The sequence below is a fragment of the Pseudomonas sp. LRP2-20 genome, assembly GCF_024349685.1.
Lineage (GTDB): Bacteria > Pseudomonadota > Gammaproteobacteria > Pseudomonadales > Pseudomonadaceae > Aquipseudomonas.
In genome coordinates this window covers 441,021-460,128 of record NZ_AP025944.1, presented here as the reverse complement: position 1 = coordinate 460,128, position 19,108 = coordinate 441,021, and the positions used below count along the sequence as shown (strand labels likewise).

At 63.7% G+C, this 19,108-nt stretch carries 19 protein-coding genes and 2 pseudogenes; 13 read left to right on the top strand and 8 right to left on the bottom strand.

From position 1 onward, the window contains the following. Positions 1-78: 78 nt before the first annotated feature. The 3 genes from OCX61_RS01915 to OCX61_RS01905 all read right to left on the bottom strand — a co-directional run bounded on the left by OCX61_RS01915 (position 79) and on the right by OCX61_RS01905 (position 1,679). A complete protein-coding gene (locus tag OCX61_RS01915) occupies positions 79-861 on the bottom strand; it encodes a phasin family protein (protein WP_261942381.1) in 783 nt (260 codons plus the stop codon). Positions 862-871: 10 nt separating this feature from the next. Further along, positions 872-1,291 (bottom strand): phasin family protein, encoded by a 420-nt coding sequence (locus OCX61_RS01910; protein WP_261942380.1) that lies wholly within the window; start codon positions 1,289-1,291, stop codon positions 872-874. Positions 1,292-1,403: 112 nt separating this feature from the next. Next, the gene (locus tag OCX61_RS01905; protein ID WP_261942379.1) at positions 1,404-1,679 is read right to left on the bottom strand and encodes a polyhydroxyalkanoic acid system family protein; all 276 of its coding nucleotides are present in this window, start codon (positions 1,677-1,679) and stop codon (positions 1,404-1,406) included. Between the two features lie 124 nt (positions 1,680-1,803). Between OCX61_RS01905 and ubiE the strand changes: the two genes are divergently transcribed. The 13 genes and pseudogenes from ubiE to OCX61_RS27250 all read left to right on the top strand — a co-directional run bounded on the left by ubiE (position 1,804) and on the right by OCX61_RS27250 (position 11,877). Continuing rightward, a complete protein-coding gene (gene ubiE, locus OCX61_RS01900; RefSeq protein WP_261942378.1) occupies positions 1,804-2,574 on the top strand; it encodes a bifunctional demethylmenaquinone methyltransferase/2-methoxy-6-polyprenyl-1,4-benzoquinol methylase UbiE in 771 nt (256 codons plus the stop codon). Further along, positions 2,574-3,197 carry a ubiquinone biosynthesis accessory factor UbiJ gene (locus tag OCX61_RS01895; protein WP_261942377.1) on the top strand — a complete coding sequence of 208 codons (624 nt, stop codon included), beginning with the start codon at positions 2,574-2,576 and terminating at the stop codon, positions 3,195-3,197. The genes ubiE and OCX61_RS01895 overlap by 1 nt, the downstream gene beginning before the upstream one ends. Further along, positions 3,194-4,816: a ubiquinone biosynthesis regulatory protein kinase UbiB gene (gene ubiB / locus OCX61_RS01890; protein WP_261942376.1), complete on the top strand. Its 1,623-nt coding sequence runs from the start codon at positions 3,194-3,196 to the stop codon at positions 4,814-4,816. Before OCX61_RS01895 ends, ubiB begins: the two co-directional genes overlap by 4 nt. Before the next feature lie 72 nt (positions 4,817-4,888). Then, positions 4,889-5,281: a phosphoribosyl-AMP cyclohydrolase gene (hisI, locus tag OCX61_RS01885; RefSeq protein WP_079229999.1), complete on the top strand. Its 393-nt coding sequence runs from the start codon at positions 4,889-4,891 to the stop codon at positions 5,279-5,281. Position 5,282: 1 nt separating this feature from the next. Further along, positions 5,283-5,618 carry a phosphoribosyl-ATP diphosphatase gene (locus tag OCX61_RS01880; protein WP_013974545.1) on the top strand — a complete coding sequence of 112 codons (336 nt, stop codon included), beginning with the start codon at positions 5,283-5,285 and terminating at the stop codon, positions 5,616-5,618. Between the two features lie 25 nt (positions 5,619-5,643). Then, positions 5,644-5,916, top strand: coding sequence for a twin-arginine translocase TatA/TatE family subunit (locus OCX61_RS01875; protein WP_261942375.1), 273 nt, complete (start codon positions 5,644-5,646; stop codon positions 5,914-5,916). Positions 5,917-5,919: 3 nt separating this feature from the next. After that, the gene (gene tatB / locus OCX61_RS01870) at positions 5,920-6,294 is read left to right on the top strand and encodes a Sec-independent protein translocase protein TatB (RefSeq protein WP_261942374.1); all 375 of its coding nucleotides are present in this window, start codon (positions 5,920-5,922) and stop codon (positions 6,292-6,294) included. Next, positions 6,291-7,082 carry a twin-arginine translocase subunit TatC gene (gene tatC / locus OCX61_RS01865; protein ID WP_261942373.1) on the top strand — a complete coding sequence of 264 codons (792 nt, stop codon included), beginning with the start codon at positions 6,291-6,293 and terminating at the stop codon, positions 7,080-7,082. Before tatB ends, tatC begins: the two co-directional genes overlap by 4 nt. Next, positions 7,079-7,786 carry a 16S rRNA (uracil(1498)-N(3))-methyltransferase gene (locus OCX61_RS01860; protein ID WP_261942372.1) on the top strand — a complete coding sequence of 236 codons (708 nt, stop codon included), beginning with the start codon at positions 7,079-7,081 and terminating at the stop codon, positions 7,784-7,786. The genes tatC and OCX61_RS01860 overlap by 4 nt, the downstream gene beginning before the upstream one ends. 100 nt (positions 7,787-7,886) lie before the next feature. Beyond that, positions 7,887-8,900, top strand: a pseudogene (locus OCX61_RS27265) (methyl-accepting chemotaxis protein); the annotation flags it as partial. A gap of 30 nt (positions 8,901-8,930) precedes the next feature. Continuing rightward, positions 8,931-9,803, top strand: a complete 873-nt coding sequence (locus tag OCX61_RS27260) for a methyl-accepting chemotaxis protein (RefSeq protein WP_410011110.1) — start codon at positions 8,931-8,933, stop codon at positions 9,801-9,803. Between the two features lie 76 nt (positions 9,804-9,879). Next, positions 9,880-10,974: pseudogene (locus OCX61_RS27255) on the top strand (methyl-accepting chemotaxis protein); the annotation flags it as partial. Between the two features lie 9 nt (positions 10,975-10,983). Then, positions 10,984-11,877 (top strand): methyl-accepting chemotaxis protein, encoded by an 894-nt coding sequence (locus OCX61_RS27250; protein ID WP_400809050.1) that lies wholly within the window; start codon positions 10,984-10,986, stop codon positions 11,875-11,877. Positions 11,878-11,987: 110 nt separating this feature from the next. Here the strand turns inward: OCX61_RS27250 and OCX61_RS01845 are convergent, their stop codons facing one another. The 5 genes from OCX61_RS01845 to OCX61_RS01825 form a co-directional block, all read right to left on the bottom strand. Continuing rightward, positions 11,988-12,722: an amino acid ABC transporter ATP-binding protein gene (locus OCX61_RS01845; RefSeq protein WP_027921052.1), complete on the bottom strand. Its 735-nt coding sequence runs from the start codon at positions 12,720-12,722 to the stop codon at positions 11,988-11,990. Then, positions 12,715-13,677, bottom strand: a complete 963-nt coding sequence (locus OCX61_RS01840) for an amino acid ABC transporter permease (protein ID WP_261942369.1) — start codon at positions 13,675-13,677, stop codon at positions 12,715-12,717. The genes OCX61_RS01845 and OCX61_RS01840 overlap by 8 nt, the downstream gene beginning before the upstream one ends. Positions 13,678-13,755: 78 nt before the next feature. Continuing rightward, a complete protein-coding gene (locus OCX61_RS01835) occupies positions 13,756-14,553 on the bottom strand; it encodes a transporter substrate-binding domain-containing protein (protein ID WP_025752328.1) in 798 nt (265 codons plus the stop codon). A gap of 214 nt (positions 14,554-14,767) precedes the next feature. Beyond that, a complete protein-coding gene (mdoH, locus tag OCX61_RS01830) occupies positions 14,768-17,341 on the bottom strand; it encodes a glucans biosynthesis glucosyltransferase MdoH (protein ID WP_261942368.1) in 2,574 nt (857 codons plus the stop codon). Then, positions 17,334-19,070, bottom strand: a complete 1,737-nt coding sequence (locus tag OCX61_RS01825; protein WP_315973264.1) for a glucan biosynthesis protein G — start codon at positions 19,068-19,070, stop codon at positions 17,334-17,336. Before OCX61_RS01825 ends, mdoH begins: the two co-directional genes overlap by 8 nt. Positions 19,071-19,108: the final 38 nt, after the last annotated feature.

The following is a 19,108-nucleotide window of genomic DNA, read 5'->3' as shown; positions in this document are numbered from 1 at the left end:
GTATAGCGGGTAAGCCCGCCCAACAGAGCTGTGAGCCTTGTTGGAGCGGGTTTATCCGTGGAGGGCACTATACCGCTGTCAGAGCAGCGAGCCAGTGCTGGCCGGAGCCGAAGGCGGGTTGCTGGCCGGGGCCGCCGTAGGCGCCGGCGCTGCGGTAGCGGCCGGAGCGGCGCTGGCCGCTGGTGCTGCCGGTTTGGCGGCTGCCGGTTTGGCCGGGGCCTTCTTCACCGCTGGCTTCTTCGCTGCGGCTGGCTTGGCTGCAACAGGCTTGGCAGCCGGTTTTGCTGCTGGCTTGGCCGCTGCGGTCTTGGCTGCGGGTTTGGCCGCTGCCGGTTTAGCTGCAGTTTTAGCTGCCGGTTTGGCAGCCGCCGTTTTTGCCGCAGGCTTGGCCAATGGCTTGGCCGCCTTGCTCGCTGCGGGCTTGGCCGCTGCAGAGCGCGAGGAGATCGGGGTGACCGAAGCGCCGGTCAGTTTCTCGATCTGCTTGGTCAGGCTGTCGACCTGCTGGTGCAGGGCCTTGATCTCGTTGCGGCTCGGTACGCCCAGGCGCGAGATGGCGCTGTTCAGGCGCTTGTCGAAGGCTTCTTCGAGTTCGCTCCACTTGCCCAGGGCACGGTCCTTCACGCCGGAAACGCGCGAAGTGGTCGACGACTTGGCGCCTTGGGCCACGTCTTCTGCGGTCTTCTTGGCTTGCTTCTCGGCCTTCTCGCCATCCTTCACCAGCGAGTCGAACAGCTTCGGACCGTCCTGGTCGACTTTCGAATAGATACCCAGCCCCGCCAGCCAGATCTTGCGGGAGTACTTCTCGATCCCGCCGATCCAGGAGCTGCCTTCTTTATCGGAATTCTTCTTGCCAGCCATCCTGCTCTCCTTATGGTTTGTGCGCGACGCGCTCGAGCAGCTCATGCAGCTGTTCAAGCTTGATGGACAACGCCTCAACGTCATGTTTAGACGGAATGCCAAGGCGATTCAAGGCGCGACCTACCCGTGCGTCGAAAGCTTTTTCGATCTTGTCGAGTTGAATCTCGACCTTGCCGCGTACGCGGCTGACCTCTTGGGTGGCTTCGTCGATCTGGTTGTTGGCGGCATCGAGCTCTTTGTCGATACGCTTCTTGCCGCGTTTCTCGACGCCTTCACCGGCTTTCACCAGCTCCTGAAAGTAGTCGGAACCTTCCTGGCCAACCCGCGCATAAGCGCCGATGCCCGCCAGCCAGATCTTGCGCGCGTAGCCGCGCACCTCGCCCAGGGTGCTCTGGGCGTCTTCCTTTTTCTTCACAGTCACTTTGGCCATGCTCTGTACCTCATGCTCATGAGTGGAGGGAGGATGCGCCCATGGAGGCTGGGCTTGAGCACAAGGTAAAGAGGAAAATTAGAATCCTCACCCTAAGGCAAGGGCAGCCGCTTCAAGCCAGGGCCTTGTCCAGCGCGCGCTCGATCTCGCTCTTGATGGTGCTGCTCATCATCGACAGCATCATGCCGAGCTTGAGTTCAACGCGGATGCTGTCCTCGCCAATATGCACGCTACCGTTGGCGCCGCTGCGCGCCACGTCGACCCGGTCACCGTTCCAGGTGGCCTTGAGGTCGTATTCGCGGCTGAGCCTGTCGACCAGCGCTTCGGCCTTGGCGCGGGCGGCATCGCGGCCGAGGGAGTGTTTGCGTTCGACGCTGATCTGGGTCATGCGGGTGTTCCTGGGTATGTAGACATAATCTGCATTATGCCCGCCCCTGCCCCAAGGCACACCCCGCCAAGACAAATCCGCCCGTTCGCCCTAGAATGGCGGTAATTTTTTCCGGTGAAGCGATATGAACGACCAGCGCAAAGGCGACCACGCCGAACCCACCACCCATTTCGGCTACCAGGACGTCCCTGAAAGCCAGAAGGCGAAGAAAGTCGCCGAAGTGTTCCACTCGGTGGCCGCCAAGTACGACCTGATGAACGACGTGCTCTCCGGCGGCATGCACCGCCTGTGGAAGCGCTTTACCATCGAGCTGTCGGGCGTGCGCGCCGGCAACCGTGTGCTGGACATCGCCGGCGGCACCGGCGACCTGGCCGCCAAGTTCTCGCGCCTGGTCGGCCCGACGGGCCAGGTGGTACTGGCCGACATCAACGATTCGATGCTCAAGGTCGGCCGTGACCGCCTGCTCGACCGCGGCGTGGCCGGCAACATCGAGTTCGTCCAGGCCGATGCCGAAAAGCTGCCGTTCCCCGACAACCACTTCGACTGCGTGACCATTGCCTTCGGCCTGCGCAACGTCACCCACAAGGACGAAGCCATCCGCTCGATGCTGCGCGTGCTCAAGCCGGGCGGGCGCCTGTTGATCCTGGAGTTCTCCAAGCCGACCAACAAGCTGATGTCCAAGGCCTACGACGCCTACTCGTTCGCCTTCATGCCGCTGGCCGGCAAGCTGATCACCAACGACGCCGACAGCTACCGCTACCTCGCCGAGTCGATCCGCATGCACCCTGACCAGGAAACCCTCAAAAGCATGATGGTCGAGGCCGGTTTCGACCGCGTCACCTACCACAACATGACCAGCGGTATCGTTGCCGTGCACCGGGGAATCAAGCCCTGATGCTGCTGGCCGGGCTGCTCGCCAGTGTCGAACATGGCCTGAACCGCGTCCTGCGCATGGACAGCACGGCGCTGCCGCGGCTGGCCGCGCTGGAAGGCAAGGTCATCGAGATCGACTGCCGCCAACCGGCCTTGCAGGTGTTCATCCTGCCCGATGAAGAAGGCCTGATGCTCGCCGCCCATTGGGCGGGTGAGGTCGACTGCAGCCTGCGCGCTCCGGCTGGCAGCCTGGTGCAACTGGCCGTGACCCGGGACAAGACCGCCGTGTTGCACAGCCCGCAGGTCGAGCTGCATGGCGACAGCGCCGTGCTGCTGGACCTGTTCGGCGTGCTGCAGGACCTGGAACTGGACTGGGAACACGAGCTGCAGCGCTGGCTCGGCCCGGTCGCCACGGCGATGCTCGCCGGCCATATCCGCCTGCGAGCACGCTGGACACGTCAGGGCCTGGCACGTTTCAGCCAGAACCTGTCCGAGTACCTGGCCGAGGAATCACGCACCCTGGTGGGCCAGCGCGAAGCCGAAGCCGCTTTCAGCGAGCTCGACACCCTCAAGCTCGATATCGAACGCCTCGAGGCGCGCCTGCTGCGCCTCTCCCGATCCCTTGATACCAGCGATAACGCATGAAGCTGCTCGCCGTCCGCCGTCTTTTTCGCATCCAGCGTGTGGTGATCCGCTACCGTCTCGATGACCTGCTGTTCGATCAGCCCCTGCTGCCCTGGTGGCTGGCCAGCCTGCGCCTGCTGATGCCATGGCGCTGGCTGCCACGCAAACCCTCCGAGCTCAGCCGTGGTGCACGCCTGCGCCTGGCGCTGCAGGACCTGGGGCCGATCTTCATCAAGTTCGGCCAGTTGCTGTCCACGCGCCGCGACCTGCTGCCCACCGACATCGCCGACGAGCTGATGCTGCTGCAGGACCGCGTACCGCCATTCGACCCGAAAAAAGCCGTGGCGTTGATCGAAGATCAGCTCGGTGCCAAGGTCGGCGAAGTGTTCAGCCGCTTCGACGTCGAGCCGCTGGCCTCTGCCTCGGTAGCCCAGGTGCATGCCGCCCGTCTCAAGAGTGGCGAAGAGGTGGTGGTCAAGGTGGTTCGCCCGGGCCTGAAGCCAGTGATCGCCCAGGACCTGGCCTGGCTGTTCCTGATCGCCAAGGCCGCCGAACGCGCCTCGGCCGATGCCCGCCGCCTGCACCCGGTGGAAATCGTCGGCGACTACGAAAAGACCATCTACGACGAACTCGACCTGCTGCGCGAGGCGGCCAACGCCAGCCAGCTGCGGCGCAACTTCGAAGGCTCCGAGCTGATGTACGTGCCCCAGGTGTACTGGGACCTGTGCCGCCCCAAGGTGCTGGTGATGGAGCGCATCTACGGCGTGCCAGTGACCGACATGGCGACCCTGGCCGACCAGCGCACCGACATGAAGATGCTGGCCGAGCGCGGCGTGGAAGTGTTCTTCACCCAGGTGTTCCGCGACAGCTTCTTCCATGCCGACATGCACCCGGGCAACATCTTCGTCAGCACGGTCAAACCGTGGAGCCCGCAGTACATCGCCATCGACTGCGGCATCGTCGGCAGCCTCACCGCCGAGGACCAGGACTACCTGGCGCGCAACCTGATCGCCTTCTTCAAGCGCGACTACCGCCGCGTTGCCCAGCTGCACATCGACTCGGGCTGGGTGCCGGCGCACACCAAGGTCAACGAGTTCGAAGCGGCAATCCGCACGGTGTGCGAGCCGATCTTCGAAAAACCGTTGAAGGATATTTCCTTTGGCCAGGTGCTGATGCGCCTGTTCCAGACCGCACGGCGCTTCAACATGGAAGTCCAGCCGCAACTGGTGCTGCTGCAGAAGACCCTGCTCAACATCGAAGGCCTGGGCCGCCAGCTGTACCCGGACCTGGACCTGTGGAGCACCGCCAAGCCGTACCTGGAACGCTGGATGCGCGAGCGCATGAGCCCCAAGGCCGTGTTCGGCAACATTCATGGCCAGGTCGAGCAGCTGCCGCACCTGGCCGGCATGGCCCGCGACCTGCTCGAGCGCCTGTCGCAGCCGCACCTGGAAGACCCACAACTGCCGGAACGCCGTCGCCAGGGCGACCGCTGGGCGCTGCGCCTGCTCGGCGCCGGCCTGCTTGGCGGCGGTGCGGTGCTGGCCACTGGTGCCGCCGAGGCCGCCAGCCTGGCCGCGCCTGGGGCCTGGCCGGCGTGGCTGATGCTGGCCGCCGGCCTTTACCTGATCGTGCGCCAATAGCCAGCCGCGCTGCTGGCTGGCACACTAGCGCAAAGGGCCCGGCACAGGAGCGGGCCCGCTTTGGAGTCGACGATGAAAGACTGGCTGGACGAGATCAAGTGGAACAGCGACGGCCTGGTACCGGCGATCGCCCAGGACCACAAGACCGGACGCGTGCTGATGATGGCCTGGATGAACCGCGAATCGCTGGCGCTGACCGCCGCCGAGCAACGTGCCATCTACTGGTCGCGTTCCCGTGGCAAGCTGTGGCGCAAGGGCGAAGAGTCCGGCCATGTGCAGAAGCTGCATGAAATGCGCCTGGACTGCGATGCCGATGTGATCATCCTGATGGTAGAGCAACTGGGCCATATCGCTTGCCATACTGGCCGTGAAAGCTGCTTCTACCGCGTCTACGAAGACGGCCAGTGGAAAACCGTCGACCCGGTTCTGAAAGACCCGGATGCCATCTACAGCGCAGGACACTGACATGAGCGACACCCTCAACCGCCTGGCCGAAGTGCTCGAAGAGCGCAAACAAGCGGCTCCCGACAGCTCCTACGTGGCCAGCCTGTACCACAAGGGCCTGAACAAGATCCTCGAAAAGCTCGGCGAAGAGTCTGTCGAGACCATCATTGCGGCCAAAGACGCCGCCGTGAGCAAGGATTACAGCGATGTCATCTATGAAACCGCAGACCTGTGGTTCCATAGCCTGGTCATGCTCAGCGCGCTGGGCCAGCATCCACAAGCCGTGCTCGATGAACTGGAGCGCCGTTTCGGGCTGTCCGGGCACGATGAAAAGGCCGCGCGTCAGCCCTCGGCCTGAGCAAACCGCATTCTAGGAGAGCACCATGGGTATTTTTGACTGGAAACACTGGATCGTCCTGCTGATCGTCGTCGTCCTTGTGTTCGGCACCAAGAAGCTGAAGAACTTCGGCAGCGACCTGGGCGAATCGATCAAGGGCTTCCGCAAGGCCATGAGCGAAGAAGAGAACAAACCGGCCGAGCAGACCCCGCCACCGGCCCAGCCTGTGCCGCCAGTGCAGAATACTGTGCAGCCGCAGCAAGGCCACACCATCGAGGGCCAGGCCCAGCCGGTCCAAGAGCCGCAGCGGAAAGACTGACCCATGTTCGGCATCAGCTTCAGCGAGCTGCTGCTCGTCGGCCTGGTCGCCCTGCTGGTGCTCGGCCCCGAGCGCCTGCCGGGTGCCGCGCGTACTGCGGGGCTGTGGATCGGGCGGCTGAAACGCAGCTTCAACGCGATCAAGATGGAGGTCGAGCGCGAAATCGGCGCCGACGACATCCGTCGCCAGTTGCATAACGAGCACATCCTGCAGATGGAAGAGGAAGCCAAGCGTATCCTCAACCCGCAGATACCGCCTGCACCGTCGCCAACCGCCACCCAGCCTGCCGCAGCACCAACGGCAACACCGGTCGCGCCGGTAACGCCGACGGCCACGCCGACACCGCCCGAACAGCCTCAACCGCCGCGAGCCCCATGAGCGAAAATCCGGAACACGACCAGCCAATGCCGCTGGTCTCGCACCTGACCGAACTGCGTACCCGCCTGCTGCGCTGCGTGGCGGTCATTTTCCTGATCTTTGCCGGGCTGTTCTCGTTCGCCCAGCAGATCTACACCCTGGTGTCGGCACCGCTGCGTGACCATTTGCCGGCCAACGCGACGATGATCGCCACCGACGTGGCCTCGCCGTTCCTGACGCCGTTCAAGCTGACCATGATCGTTTCGCTGTTCCTGGCGATCCCGTTCATTCTCCAGCAGATCTGGGGCTTCATCGCACCAGGCCTGTACCGCCATGAAAAGCGCATCGCCATTCCGTTGCTGGTGTCGAGCATCCTGCTGTTCTACGCCGGCATGGCCTTCGCCTATTTCCTGGTGTTCCCGCTGATGTTCAGCTTCTTCGCCAAAGCCACGCCCGAAGGCGTGGCGATGATGACCGACATCGCCGCCTACCTTGATTTCGTCATGACGCTGTTCTTCGCCTTCGGTGTCGCTTTCGAGATCCCGGTGGCCGTGGTGCTGCTGGTGTGGATCGGCGTGGTCGACGTGAAGTACCTGAAGAAGGTCCGCCCGTACGTGATCATCGGCTGCTTCGTGGTCGGCATGATCCTCACCCCGCCAGACATCTTCTCGCAGACGTTGCTCGCCGTGCCCATGTGGCTGCTGTTCGAGATCGGCGTGCTGTGCGGCAGCCTGATCCGCAAGCGCAGCCATGCCGACGACGAAGCCACCAACGATCATAACGACCAGCCGCCAGCGACCCAGCCGTGAACCTGTTACTCCTTGAAGAGGCCGACTTCGTCTCGGCCGATCGCGTCGTCCTCGCTGATCGGCGCTTCACCCACATGCAGGACATCCACCGTGTCGCCGTGGGCGATACGCTGCGCGTGGGCCGCATCAACGGCCTGATGGGCAAGGCCACGGTGCTGCGCCTGGAAACCCACGAAGCCGAGCTGGAGGTCGCCTTCGATCAACAGCCACCGGCCAAGCTGCCGCTGACCCTGGTGTTGGCCGTGCCGCGACCGAAGATGCTGCGCCGGCTGTTCCAGACCGTGGCGACCTTGGGTGTGCCGCGGCTGATCCTGATCAACAGCTACAAGGTCGAGAAAAGCTTCTGGCAAACGCCCTTTCTCAACCCTGAAACCATTCGCGAGAACCTGATTCTCGGCCTGGAACAGGCCCGTGACACGGTGCTGCCCGAGGTGATCATCGAGAAGCGCTTCAAACCCTTCGTCGAAGACCGCCTGCCTGCCATCGCCGACGGCACCCTCGGCCTGGTCGGCCACCCCGGCCCCTACCCGGCCTGCCCACGCGCCGTCGAGGGGCCAGTCACCCTGGCGATCGGGCCTGAAGGTGGCTGGATTCCCTACGAGGTGGACTTGCTGGGCAAGGCTGGCCTGGCGCCCGTGCAGCTGGGTGAGCGCATTCTGCGTGTGGAAACGGCTGTAACTGCCTTGCTCTCAAGGATTTTCTGACGAACGGGTCAGCTTTTCCCTATAAAGTTTCCCCGGCGCAAGCCGATGGTGTTGGCAACACTACAATAATTCGTGCCGCCACGTTGCCGGGGAGTCGAACATGTACCAATGGTTTTCCCAATCGCTGGGGAATGTAAGCGTCAATCGCAAGTTGGGACTGGGCTTTGGCCTGGTGTTGTTGCTGACCCTGGCCATCACCTTCACCGGTTGGCAAGGCCTGGACAGCGTCACCGCGCGCGGCGACAAGCTGGGCAACATCTCGGTGATCCACCAGTACACTCAAGAGCTGCGCATCGCCCGCCAGCACTACCAGCGTGACCGCAACGAAGCGGCCATCGGCGAGCTGGAAAAGGCCCTGGGCACTCTCGAGCGCCAGATCAACTTCATGCTCGGGCAGATCGAGCAACCCACCGACCAGCAGCGCCTGCAACAGCAGCAGGCTGCCGTGAGCCAGTACCTGCAGGCCTTCAACGACCTCAAGCAAGCCGCCCAGCGCCGCGAGGCTGCGCGCGGCGTATTGGGCGACAGCGCCGACAAGGCCGTCGAACTGATCAGCCGGGTACAGCAACGCCTGCTGCAGGCTGGCGATATCAACCAGTACCAGCATGCCGTGGACGTCAGTGCACTGGTGCAACAGGCGCGCTTCCAGGTGCGTGGTTACACCTACAGCGGCAACGCCGAGTACCAGCAGACCGCGCTGACAGCCATCGACCAGGCCCTCACCGAGCTCAAGGCACTGCCCGCCAGGTTGCCGGCCGAATACGCTGCCAGCCTTGACGACTCAGCCACCGCACTGGCCGCCTACCGCGATGCGGTGACCCAGTTCGGCACGGCTCAAAGCGCCAGCGAACAGGCGCTGCAACGCATGAGTGACCAAGGCACGGTACTGCTGCAGACCAGCGAGGCGATGACCCTTTCGCAGACCGCAGTACGCGATGCCGGCACCCACCAGGCCAAGATCATGCTCGGCAGCGCCACCGCACTGGCCCTGGTACTGGGCCTGCTCGCGGCCTGGGCGATTACCCGGCAGATCATCATCCCCCTGCGCCAGACCCTGGCTGCCGCCGAGCGCGTGGCCAACGGCGACCTGCGCCAGGACCTGCATTCGACCCGCCGCGACGAACTCGGCCAGCTGCAATCCAGCATGCAGCGCATGACCCAGGGCTTGCGCGAGCTGATCGGGGGTATCGGCGATGGCGTGACACAGATCGCCAGCGCCGCCGAAGAGCTGTCGGCGGTCACCGAGCAGACCAGCGCCGGGGTCAACAATCAAAAGGTCGAGACTGACCAGGTGGCAACCGCGATGAACGAGATGGCCGCCACCGTGCATGAAGTGGCGCGCAATGCCGAACAGGCCTCGGAAGCCGCAGCCATGGCTGACCAGCAGGCGCGCGAGGGCGATCGCGTGGTAGGCGAAGCGGTCGTGCAGATCGAGCGCCTGGCCAGCGAGGTGGTCAATTCCAGCGAAGCGATGAACCAGCTCAAGGCCGAAAGCGACAAGATCGGCAGCGTGCTCGACGTGATCAAGTCGGTGGCCCAACAGACCAACCTGCTGGCGCTCAATGCCGCCATCGAAGCGGCGCGTGCCGGTGAGGCCGGCCGTGGCTTCGCGGTGGTCGCCGACGAAGTGCGCAGCCTGGCCCAGCGCACGCAGCAATCCACCGAAGAAATCGAAGAGCTGATCGCCGGCCTGCAAAGCGGTACCCAGCGCGTGGCCAGCGTGATGGACGCCAGCCGTCAGCTGACCGACAGCAGCGTCGAACTGACCCGCCGCGCCGGCAACTCGCTGGAGACCATCACCCACACGGTGTCGTCGATCCAGGCCATGAACCAGCAGATCGCCACGGCCGCCGAGCAACAGAGTGCCACGGCTGAAGAGATCAATCGCAGCGTGATGAATGTGCGCGATATCTCCGACCAGACATCGGCGGCGAGCGAGGAGACCGCCAGTTCCAGTGTCGAACTGGCTCGCCTGGGCACCCACCTGCAAGGGTTGGTTGGACGGTTCCGGCTCTGACACGTCAGTGCATGCGCTGAATTTTCCTACATAGTTTTCAGGTCAAGTCCTACAGGCCATAGGCCGATGGGCAGGGATGAGATGCCAGCACTACGCCAGCATCCCATCCCCACCCACAGGACGGAGACCTGCCATGTTCGGCTACCTCAATCACAGGCTCGGCAATATCAGTGTCGGCGCCAAGCTTGCTCTCGGCTTCGCCGTAGTCCTTGCGCTTACCCTGGCCACCACGGTCAGCGGCTGGCGTGCCCTGGACGGCGCCATCAGCCGCTCGGAACAACTCAGCGAAATTGGCCGGATCAATGATCTGGTCAAAGACCTGCGCGCCGAGCGCATCACCTACCGGGTGCTGGCCGACGACGCCAGCAAGGCGCAGATCGCCGGAATTCTGCAGCAGCTGGATGCCATGCTGACCACCCTGCAACACCGCAGCAGCGTCGATGAATCGCGCCAGATGCTGACCCAGAAGCTGCAGCTGCTGCAGCGCCTGCGCGAGAACTTCACCACCCTGCAGCGCAGCGTCGACACGCGTCGCGCACTTCGCGCCGGCATGCAGGCGCAGGAACAGAAGCTGAACGACGTCATCGACCAACTGCAGACCCAGGCCCTGCTGAAGATGCCGGCTGACAGCCAGGGCGGCTTGCTGGGCATGATGGACACCCTGAGCCGCCAGGTCGACACCGCCAACCAGCAGAGCCTGGTGCCGGCCTACACGTTCTCGCCGCTCGAGGACTTCGCCAAGGTCGGTGATAGCGCCTTGAATGCAGCCGATGCCAGCCTCGGCCAGTTGCTCAAGGGCCTCGCCCCGCTTGGCCTGCCACCCACGCTGACAGAACAGCCAGGCATCGAGCTGGCCAAGTACCGCACCAGCCTGGACCAGTACCGCCGCACGGCGCTGCAGGTCGAACAACTGCAGAATGAAATGGAGCAGATGGGCAACGAGCTCAGGTCGGTCAGCCTGGAACTGGGTAAACGGAAGGTGGAACAACGAGACAGCGAGGCCGTGGCCGCCCGTTCCTTGCTCACCAGCGTGGCGCTGCTGGCCCTGATCGTGGGTATCGTCGCCGGCTGGCTGATAACCCTGCAGATCACTCAACCCTTGCGCCAGACCCTGGGCTTGGCCGCGCGCATTGCCAAAGGCGACCTGAGCCAGCTCGAACCCGTGCAGCGCCGCGACGAGATGGGGCAGTTGCAGACCCGCATGGGCGAAATGACCGTGAGCCTGCGTGAGCTGATCGGCGGCATCGACCACGGTGTCGGCCAGCTGTCACAGGCCGCATCGCAGCTGGCAGCCAGCAGTGAGGACACCAAGCTGCGCATCAACCAGCAGCGCGAGGAGACCGACCAGGTGGCCACCGCGATGAACCAGATGAGCGCCACGGTACAAGAGGTTGCACAGAATGCTGAACAAGCCTCGCTGGCAGCCACCAACGCCGACCAGCAGGCGCAACTGGGTGATCAAGTGGTGGCCGAAGCCATCGGCCGCATCGAACAGCTGGCACGGCAGATGGACCATTGCCTGGCCGCCATGCAGCACCTGGCCGGCGAAAGCCTGCGCATCAGCAGCATTCTCGATGTCATCAAATCAGTGTCGGAGCAGACCAACCTGCTGGCCCTCAACGCGGCGATCGAAGCCGCCAGGGCAGGTGAAGCGGGCCGTGGTTTTGCCGTGGTGGCCGATGAGGTGCGCGGGCTGGCGCAGCGCACCCAGCAGTCCACCGAAGAAATCGAGCAGCTGATCGGCAGCCTGCACAGCGGTACCGACGAGGTCACCCGCCTGCTCGACGACAGCAAGCGGCTGACCGAGCAGAGCGTTGAGCTGAGCCGCAGGGCCGGGCATGCCTTGGCGCAGATCACCGACACGGTATCGAGCATTCAGGGGATGAACCAACAGATTGCCACGGCCAGCGAGCAACAGAGCGTGGTGGCCGAGCAGATCAACCGTAGCGTGATCAGTGTGCGGGATGTGTCCGAACAGACCAGTGCGGCCAGTGAGCAGACGGCGACTTCCAGTGGCGAGCTGGAACAGTTGGGGCAGCAGTTGCGGGGAATGGTGGGGCGGTTCAGCCTTTGAGACCGAGTCGCACTCTTCGCGGGCAAGCCCGCTCCCACAGGTCAATCACCAGCCTTGAGAGCGGTGCAGTAGCTGTGGGAGCGGGTTTACCCGCGAAGGGGGCGGCGCGCTTACAGCACCTGGCGCAGGAAGGCCTGTGCCCTAGGATCCTTGGGCGCGGCGAAGAACGCGGCCGGTGCCGAGTCTTCAAGCAGCTTGCCGTGATCGAAGAACAGCACACGATCCGCCACTTCGCGGGCAAAGCCCATTTCATGGGTGACGCAGACCATGGTCATGCCTTCCTGGGCCAGGGTCTTCATCACGTCCAGTACCTCGCCGACCATTTCCGGGTCGAGCGCCGAGGTCGGCTCGTCGAACAGCATCACCTTCGGGTCCATGGCCAGGGCGCGGGCGATTGCCACCCGCTGTTGCTGGCCGCCCGAGAGGCGCGATGGATATTCGTTGGCCTTCTGCGAAATACCCACCTTTTCCAGCAACGCCCGGGCCTTGGCTTCACGCTCGGCCTTGTTGCGCTTGCGCACCACTTTCTGCGCCAGGCACAGGTTCTCCAGCACCGTCATGTGCGGGAACAGGTTGAAATGCTGGAACACCATGCCGACTTCGCGGCGGTAGGCGTTGATGTCGGTCTTCGGGTCAGCCAGTTGCAGGCCGTCGATGGCCACATGGCCTTCGTCGAAATGCTCCAGGCCATTGAGGCAGCGCAGGAAGGTCGACTTGCCCGAACCCGACGGCCCAAGCACTACCACCACTTCGCCCTTGGCGACTTGCGTGGTGACGTTATCCACAGCCCGTACCACATGGCCACGGGTGTCGAAGACTTTCAGCAGATCACGGACTTCAATCACTTTGTGCAAGCCTCCGCTCGAGCCGGCTGGCGATGTGCGACAGCGGCAGGTTGATCAGCAGGTACAGGCCTGCCACGCAGAACCAGATCTCGAAGGTCGAGAACGACGTGGTGATGGCCTCGCGGCCGCTCTTGGTCAATTCGGTAATAGCGATCACCGACACCAGCGAGGTGTCCTTGACCAGGCTGATGAACTGCCCGGCCAACGGTGGCAGCACGCGTTTGAACCCCTGCGGCAGGATCACGTGGCGCATCGACTGGCCGGCGTTCAGGCCCAGCGAGCGCGCAGCCTCGTTCTGCCCCTTGGCGATGGATTGCACGCCGGCTCGGACGATTTCGGCAACATAGGCGCCAGTGAACAGTGCCAGCGCCGCCACACCGGCAAACTCGCGGGACAGGTTGAGCACGGTGCCAATGAAGAAGTAGAAGATGAAGATCTGCACCAGCAGCGGCGTACCGCGCACCAGCTCGACATAAACGGTCGACAGGTCGCGCAGGGTGGGGTTGTTCGACAACCGGCACAGGCCAGCGAACAGGCCGATCACCAGGCCCAGCGCACCGGACACCACCGAGATCCACAAGGTGGTCCACAGGCCCCAGGCCAGCGGTCCAGCTGCCCAGTGACGGGTCACACCAATCTGGTCACCTTCGGCAACATCGTCGCCGCGGCTCAGTTGCAGGCTGTCCTTGGCCACGTCGAGCACTTGCTCTTCGCCGTTTTCGTCCTTGAGCGTGACACGCGCGGTGTCACCGGAAACGACGATTTCCTGCACGGTACCGTAACCGGCGGCGCGCTGTACTTCCTCGGCCTTGTAGGCGAAGTACTGCGGTACGCGGTTCCAGCGCCACTCGTAGGAAATCATCGAGGTGGCCATGTACAGGCTGAACGCCAGGCCCACCAGGACCAGGGCGGTCAACCCGTGCCAGGGCCACTGGGCTTTCTTGTGTTTGATCACGTGGGGTACTTCCGTAAATGCGAACGCGCAGGGTTTGCCTGCGCGTCGGGGTCAAAAGCCGGGCTTGTGGCCTGGGCCTTATTCCATTTCCTTCAGCCAGTCCTTGTTCTTGAACCACTTGTCGTGAATACGATCGTAGGTCCCGTCATGCTTGATCTGGTGCAGGAAGTTGTTGATGAAGTTGATGCTGTCGTAGTCGCCTTTCTTCAGGCCGAAGGCCAGCGGCTCGTAGGTGAAGGGTTCTTCGAGGAACAGCAGCTTGCCAGCGCCGGCCTTCTCGACCGCCACCACGTTGTACGGCGCGTCGTAGACGAAGGCGTCAGCCTTGCCGTTGACCACGTCCATCACCGCTTCCTGCTCGTTGTCGTAGCCGTGGTACTTGGCTTTGCCGATCAGCTTCTTGGACACCATCTCGCCGGTGGTACCGAGCTTGGAGGTAAGGCGGTACTTCTCGTTGTTCAGGTCCTTGTACGACTTGATCTCGCCAGCCAGCTCCTTGCGGATCAGCAGAGTCTGGCCAACCACGATGAAAGGTTCGCTGAAGTTCAGGCGCAGGTTGCGTTCCTGGGTCAGGGTCATGCCGCTGCCGATCATGTCGAACTTGTCGGTCAGCAGGGCCGGGATGATGCCGTCGTAGGCGGTGGAAACTGCCTCGAACTTGACGCCCATGGATTTGGCCATGGCTTTGAGGATATCGACTTCGAAGCCGATGATCTCGCCGCGCTTGTTGGTCATCTGGAACGGCATGTAGGTTGGGTCCATGCCCACCCGCAGGGTGCCGCGCTTGACCGCATCATCGATGGCGCCGGCCTGGGCCGCCGTTACGGCGACCAGGGCGGTGACACCGACCAGCAGCCGCGAAAGGTATTTCTTGATCATCACCAAGTCCCCTAGCAAATAAAGAAGCGAATCTTATTGTCTTGGCACAGCCGTACCGGCCGATGCGGATTATCGGAGAGGGATGCTAACGCATGGCGGCCCTGGGACCTAGAGCCGGTGGGGACTTTGTTGGCCAAAAAAGCATCGCGGATAAATCCGCTCCTACAGACGTAACCCTCGCAGGAGCGGATTTATCCGCGATTGGCCATTATCAGGCGCCGACGAGTGCCGGCTGGCCTTCATTCTCCGGATGCAGTGGCAACAGCGGCGAATGCGGGTCGTTCTTGATCGAGGCACGCCACACATCGATCCACGCCGCATTGTGCTCGGCCCAGACCTGCTCGTGCAGGCGGCTCAAGGCCACCGGGTCGCTGAGCAAGGCCAGACGGGTGTTGAGGTCCAGCCCTTTCGGCCCGAGTTCGATCGCCTTGGCCACGCGCTCTGCACGCAGCGCCTCGATCGGCGCAGCCTGGCCGTGACGGGCAGTGGCCATGGCGCAGGCCAGGGCATTCTGCCGTGGGTCGACCACCGCACGCACGAAGCCGTCGTGCAGGGCATGCCAGCGGTTCTCGTGGGTGTACTGGTCGGTCGCCAACAGCTCTTGCGGCGTCGCGTATTCCTCAGGGATGAGGAACAGCTTCTCGTCCTTGGCCGCCAGGCCCAGGCGCGTGCGGCTGGAGATCACCGATACCGGGATCGACAGCACCAGCGAGCCGACAATTGGCGCCAACCACCACAGGAACGCCGGGTTCAGCCATGCCACCAGCCCGGCCCAGGCAAAGCCCAGCAGGGTCTGTGGACCATGGCGGCGCACCGCTTCGCTCCACGGGGTAGAGTCGTCGTCACGCTGCGGCGAGTTCCAGGTTGCCGCCCAGCCGAGGAATGCAGCCAGCACGAAGCGGGTGTGGAAGATCATCCGCACCGGCGCCAGCAGCATGGAGAACAGCATCTCCATCAGCATCGACAGTGTAACCTTGATGCGCCCGCCGAACTCGACGGCACCCTTGGCCCAGATCAGGATGACACTGAGCAGCTTGGGCAGGAACAGCAGCACGATGGTGGTGGAGAACAGCGCCACGGCCTTCTCCGGGTGCCACTGCGGCCACAGCGGGTAGAGCTGGTACGGCTCGATGAAGTACTGCGGCTCCATCAGCGTATTGGTCGCCAGCAGTGCGGTCGACAGCACCAGGAACAGGAACCACAGCGGCGCCGACAGGTACGACATCACGCCGGTGAGGAACACCGCACGGTGCACCGGGTGCATGCCCTTGACCAGGAACAGGCGGAAGTTCATCAGGTTGCCATGGCACCAGCGGCGGTCGCGCTTGAGCTCGTCGAGCAGGTTCGGCGGCAATTCTTCGTAGCTGCCCGGCAGGTCATAGGCAATCCACACACCCCAGCCGGCGCGGCGCATCAGCGCGGCTTCGACGAAGTCGTGGGAGAGAATGGCCCCGGCGAACGCGCCCTTGCCCGGCAACGGCGCCAGGGCGCAGTGCTCGATGAACGGCTTCATGCGGATGATCGCGTTGTGGCCCCAGTAGTGCGACTCGCCCAGCTGCCAGAAGTGCAGGCCGGCGGTGAACAGCGGGCCGTACACGCGGGTGGCGAACTGCTGCATGCGCGCATACAGGGTGTCCATGCCCGAGGCTTTCGGCCCGGTCTGGATGATGCCGGCGTCCGGGTTGGCCTCCATCAGGCGCACCAGGCTGCTCAGGCACTCGCCACTCATGACGCTGTCGGCGTCGAGCACGACCATGTACTTGTACTCGCCGCCCCAACGACGGCAGAAGTCGTCGAGGTTGCCGCTCTTGCGCTTCACGCGGCGGCGGCGGCGGCGGTAGAAGATGCGGCCGAAGCCCTTGGTCTCGCGGCACACGTCCAGCCAGGCCTGTTGCTCGGCCACGGCGATGTCGGTGTCGTTGGTGTCGCTGAGCACGAAGAAGTCGAAGCGATCGAGGTTGCCGCTGGCCGCCACCGACTCGAAGGTCGCCCGCAGGCCTGCGAACACGCGCGGCACGTCTTCGTTGCAGATCGGCATGACCAGCGCGGTACGCGCCTCGGGTGCAATCGGCTCATTGCCTGCACTGCTGCCCGAGATCTTGTACTTGTCACGCCCGGTGAGCAGTTCGAGGAAGCCCATCAGGGCGGTCCAGAAACCCGCCGAAACCCAGCAGAACAGGATGCCGAACAGCACCAGGATGGACGTCTGCAAGGCATACGGCCAGACCTGCACCACGGTATCCCACAGCGGCTGCTTGATCACTTCGTCGAGGTCGACGAACGACCAGCCCTGGTACGGCAGAATGCCCTTCATGTAGAAGCCGGCGACGATGGTCTGGCCGATCATGAGGGCGAGCAGGATGTAGCGGCGGATCGAGCCGACCGTGCGCCAGCGCGCCGCGGGCAGCTCACGCTTGGGTGGCTGCGGGGCGTTGGTGCGCCCCGTCATGCGCCGCCACAGGCGGATCAGCACGTTGGTGCGCCATGGCTCGGGCACGACCTTGGTGCGCTTGATCGGCGGTGCGATCTTCAGACACAGGCGGCCGCTGCCGTCGACACCGAGCATCTCGGCGTCTTCCAGCTCGGCGGCGCTGCCCACGGTCAGGCGCGGGCCGACCGAGGCCTGCACGGCCTCGGTGGCGTTGGCGGCCGGGTTGGCCGCCAGGCGTTGGTGCAGCTCACTGAACGAGGTGCAGCTGGCGAGTTCCGCGCGCTGCTCATCGCTCAGAGGGAGGTGGGCCAGGTATTCGCCAAGCGATTCTGGCCTTGCGCTTGAGTTACTCATCGGCAGGCAACTGATAGCTCCAGGTCTCGGTCAGCACTTTTTCAGTGGTGGCCGGGGTCCCGTTGGTGGGCGCCGCATCGGCGGCAGGTTGTTCGGCCTTGGCTGGTTCCGCCTTGGCGGTCTTCTCATGCTTGGCATGCTTGGCCGCAGCCTTTTCCTGCTTGGTTTCAGCGGCAGGCTTGGCCGGCTCTACCGGCACGTCTCGCACCAGCGCAGCGCGCATTTCGGTGGACTTGTTGGCTTCCTTGACCTTCAGACGCAGGGTCAGGCGCCAGCCCTTGGTCTCCGGGTTATAGCGCAGGTTGTTCTCGACCACCTCGGCGTTGTCGCCAACGCTGACCTGGCTGCGCACCGGGGTGTCTTCCGGCAGGGCGGCAAGTGCCGGGCCGGCGAAGTCGACCAGGAAAGCGACGCTGCCGTCTGGCTGGCGGATCAGGTTGGACTGCTTGACGTCGCCAGTGGAACGCAGGGTCTGCTTGACCCAGCCCAGGTCAGGAGCCTGGAACTGCTGCTCGTCGATGGTCCAGTGCAGGCGGTAGGCGTATTCGAACGGCTTGCCTGGCTCAGGCAGCTTCTCCGGGCTCCAGAAGGCAACGATGTTGTCGTTGGTTTCGTCGGCGGTCGGGATTTCCACCAGGTCGACGGTACCCTTGCCCCAGTCACCTTTCGGCTCGATCCAGGCGCTCGGGCGCTTCTGGTAGTTGTCGTCGAGGTCTTCGAAGTCGCTGAAGGCGCGCTGACGCTGCATCAGGCCGAAACCACGCGGGTTCTCGACACTGAAGTTGCTCACGGCCAGGTGTTTCGGGTTGTTCAGCGGGCGCCACAGCCACTCGCCGTTACCGGCGTGGATCGACAGGCCTTCGGAGTCATGCAGGGCCGGGCGATAGTTCAGCACCTTGGACGGCTGGTTGGGGCCGAACAGGAACATGCTGGTCAGCGGGGCGATACCCAGACGGCTGACCTGGTCACGCAGGAACACCCGCGACTGCACGTCGACCACGGTGTCGCTGCCCGGGCGCAGGATCAGCTTGTAGGCGCCGGTGGAGCGTGGCGAATCCAGCAGGGCATAGATCACCAGGTGCTTGTCGGCCGGCTTGGGCTTCTCGACCCAGAACTCGGTGAAGCGCGGGAACTCTTCGCCCGACGGCAGCGCGGTGTCGATTGCCAGGCCACGGGCCGACAGGCCGTACACGTGCCCCTTGCCGACCACGCGGAAATAGCTGGCCCCGAGCAGGGTCATGATCTCGTCCTGCTTGTCGGCCTTGTTGATCGGGTAGAGCACGCGGAACCCGGCGTAGCCGAGGTTCTTGACGGTGTCCGGGTCGTGCGGCACGTCACCGAACTCGAAGCGGCTCGGGTCGTACTTGATTTCTTCGACATTGGTGGCCGTGATCTCGTTGATCTTCACCGGCGTGTCGAAGTGCATGCCCTGGTGGTAGAAGGACAGCTTGAACGGGGTCTTGTCCTTGGCCCACTCGGCCTTTTCCTGCAGGAAATGAATTTTCTGGTAGTCCGCGAACTTCATGTCGCGGAATACTGCCGGCAGATTGCTTTTTGGTGCTTCGTATTTCTGGCCGGCCAGATCCTTTGCCTTGGCTGCAACATCGTCAAGATTGAATGCCCACAGCTGGCCCGCGCTCATCAGGCCGACCAGTGCCACACTGGCCATCAGGGCCTTGCGCAGCCCGGTGCCGGGGATTCTAGATGCTTTTTGGGGACTAACAATCACGAGCAACCCTCGCCGAAAACAGATCATGAAACCAACGG

Bases quoted from the DNA above. Each gene is read 5' to 3' on its own strand.
- mdoH (WP_261942368.1), bottom strand. From the start codon at position 17,341: ATGAGTAACTCAAGCGCAAGGCCAGAATCGCTTGGCGAATACCTGGCC.
- OCX61_RS01875 (WP_261942375.1), top strand. From the start codon at position 5,644: ATGGGTATTTTTGACTGGAAACACTGGATCGTCCTGCTGATCGTCGTC.
- OCX61_RS01915 (WP_261942381.1), bottom strand. From the start codon at position 861: ATGGCTGGCAAGAAGAATTCCGATAAAGAAGGCAGCTCCTGGATCGGC.
- OCX61_RS27250 (WP_400809050.1), top strand. From the start codon at position 10,984: ATGGGGCAGTTGCAGACCCGCATGGGCGAAATGACCGTGAGCCTGCGT.
- OCX61_RS01895 (WP_261942377.1), top strand. From the start codon at position 2,574: ATGCTGCTGGCCGGGCTGCTCGCCAGTGTCGAACATGGCCTGAACCGC.
- tatC (WP_261942373.1), top strand. From the start codon at position 6,291: ATGAGCGAAAATCCGGAACACGACCAGCCAATGCCGCTGGTCTCGCAC.
- OCX61_RS27260 (WP_410011110.1), top strand. From the start codon at position 8,931: ATGCAGCGCATGACCCAGGGCTTGCGCGAGCTGATCGGGGGTATCGGC.
- tatB (WP_261942374.1), top strand. From the start codon at position 5,920: ATGTTCGGCATCAGCTTCAGCGAGCTGCTGCTCGTCGGCCTGGTCGCC.
- OCX61_RS01880 (WP_013974545.1), top strand. From the start codon at position 5,283: ATGAGCGACACCCTCAACCGCCTGGCCGAAGTGCTCGAAGAGCGCAAA.
- OCX61_RS01910 (WP_261942380.1), bottom strand. From the start codon at position 1,291: ATGGCCAAAGTGACTGTGAAGAAAAAGGAAGACGCCCAGAGCACCCTG.
- OCX61_RS01905 (WP_261942379.1), bottom strand. From the start codon at position 1,679: ATGACCCAGATCAGCGTCGAACGCAAACACTCCCTCGGCCGCGATGCC.
- ubiE (WP_261942378.1), top strand. From the start codon at position 1,804: ATGAACGACCAGCGCAAAGGCGACCACGCCGAACCCACCACCCATTTC.
- ubiB (WP_261942376.1), top strand. From the start codon at position 3,194: ATGAAGCTGCTCGCCGTCCGCCGTCTTTTTCGCATCCAGCGTGTGGTG.
- hisI (WP_079229999.1), top strand. From the start codon at position 4,889: ATGAAAGACTGGCTGGACGAGATCAAGTGGAACAGCGACGGCCTGGTA.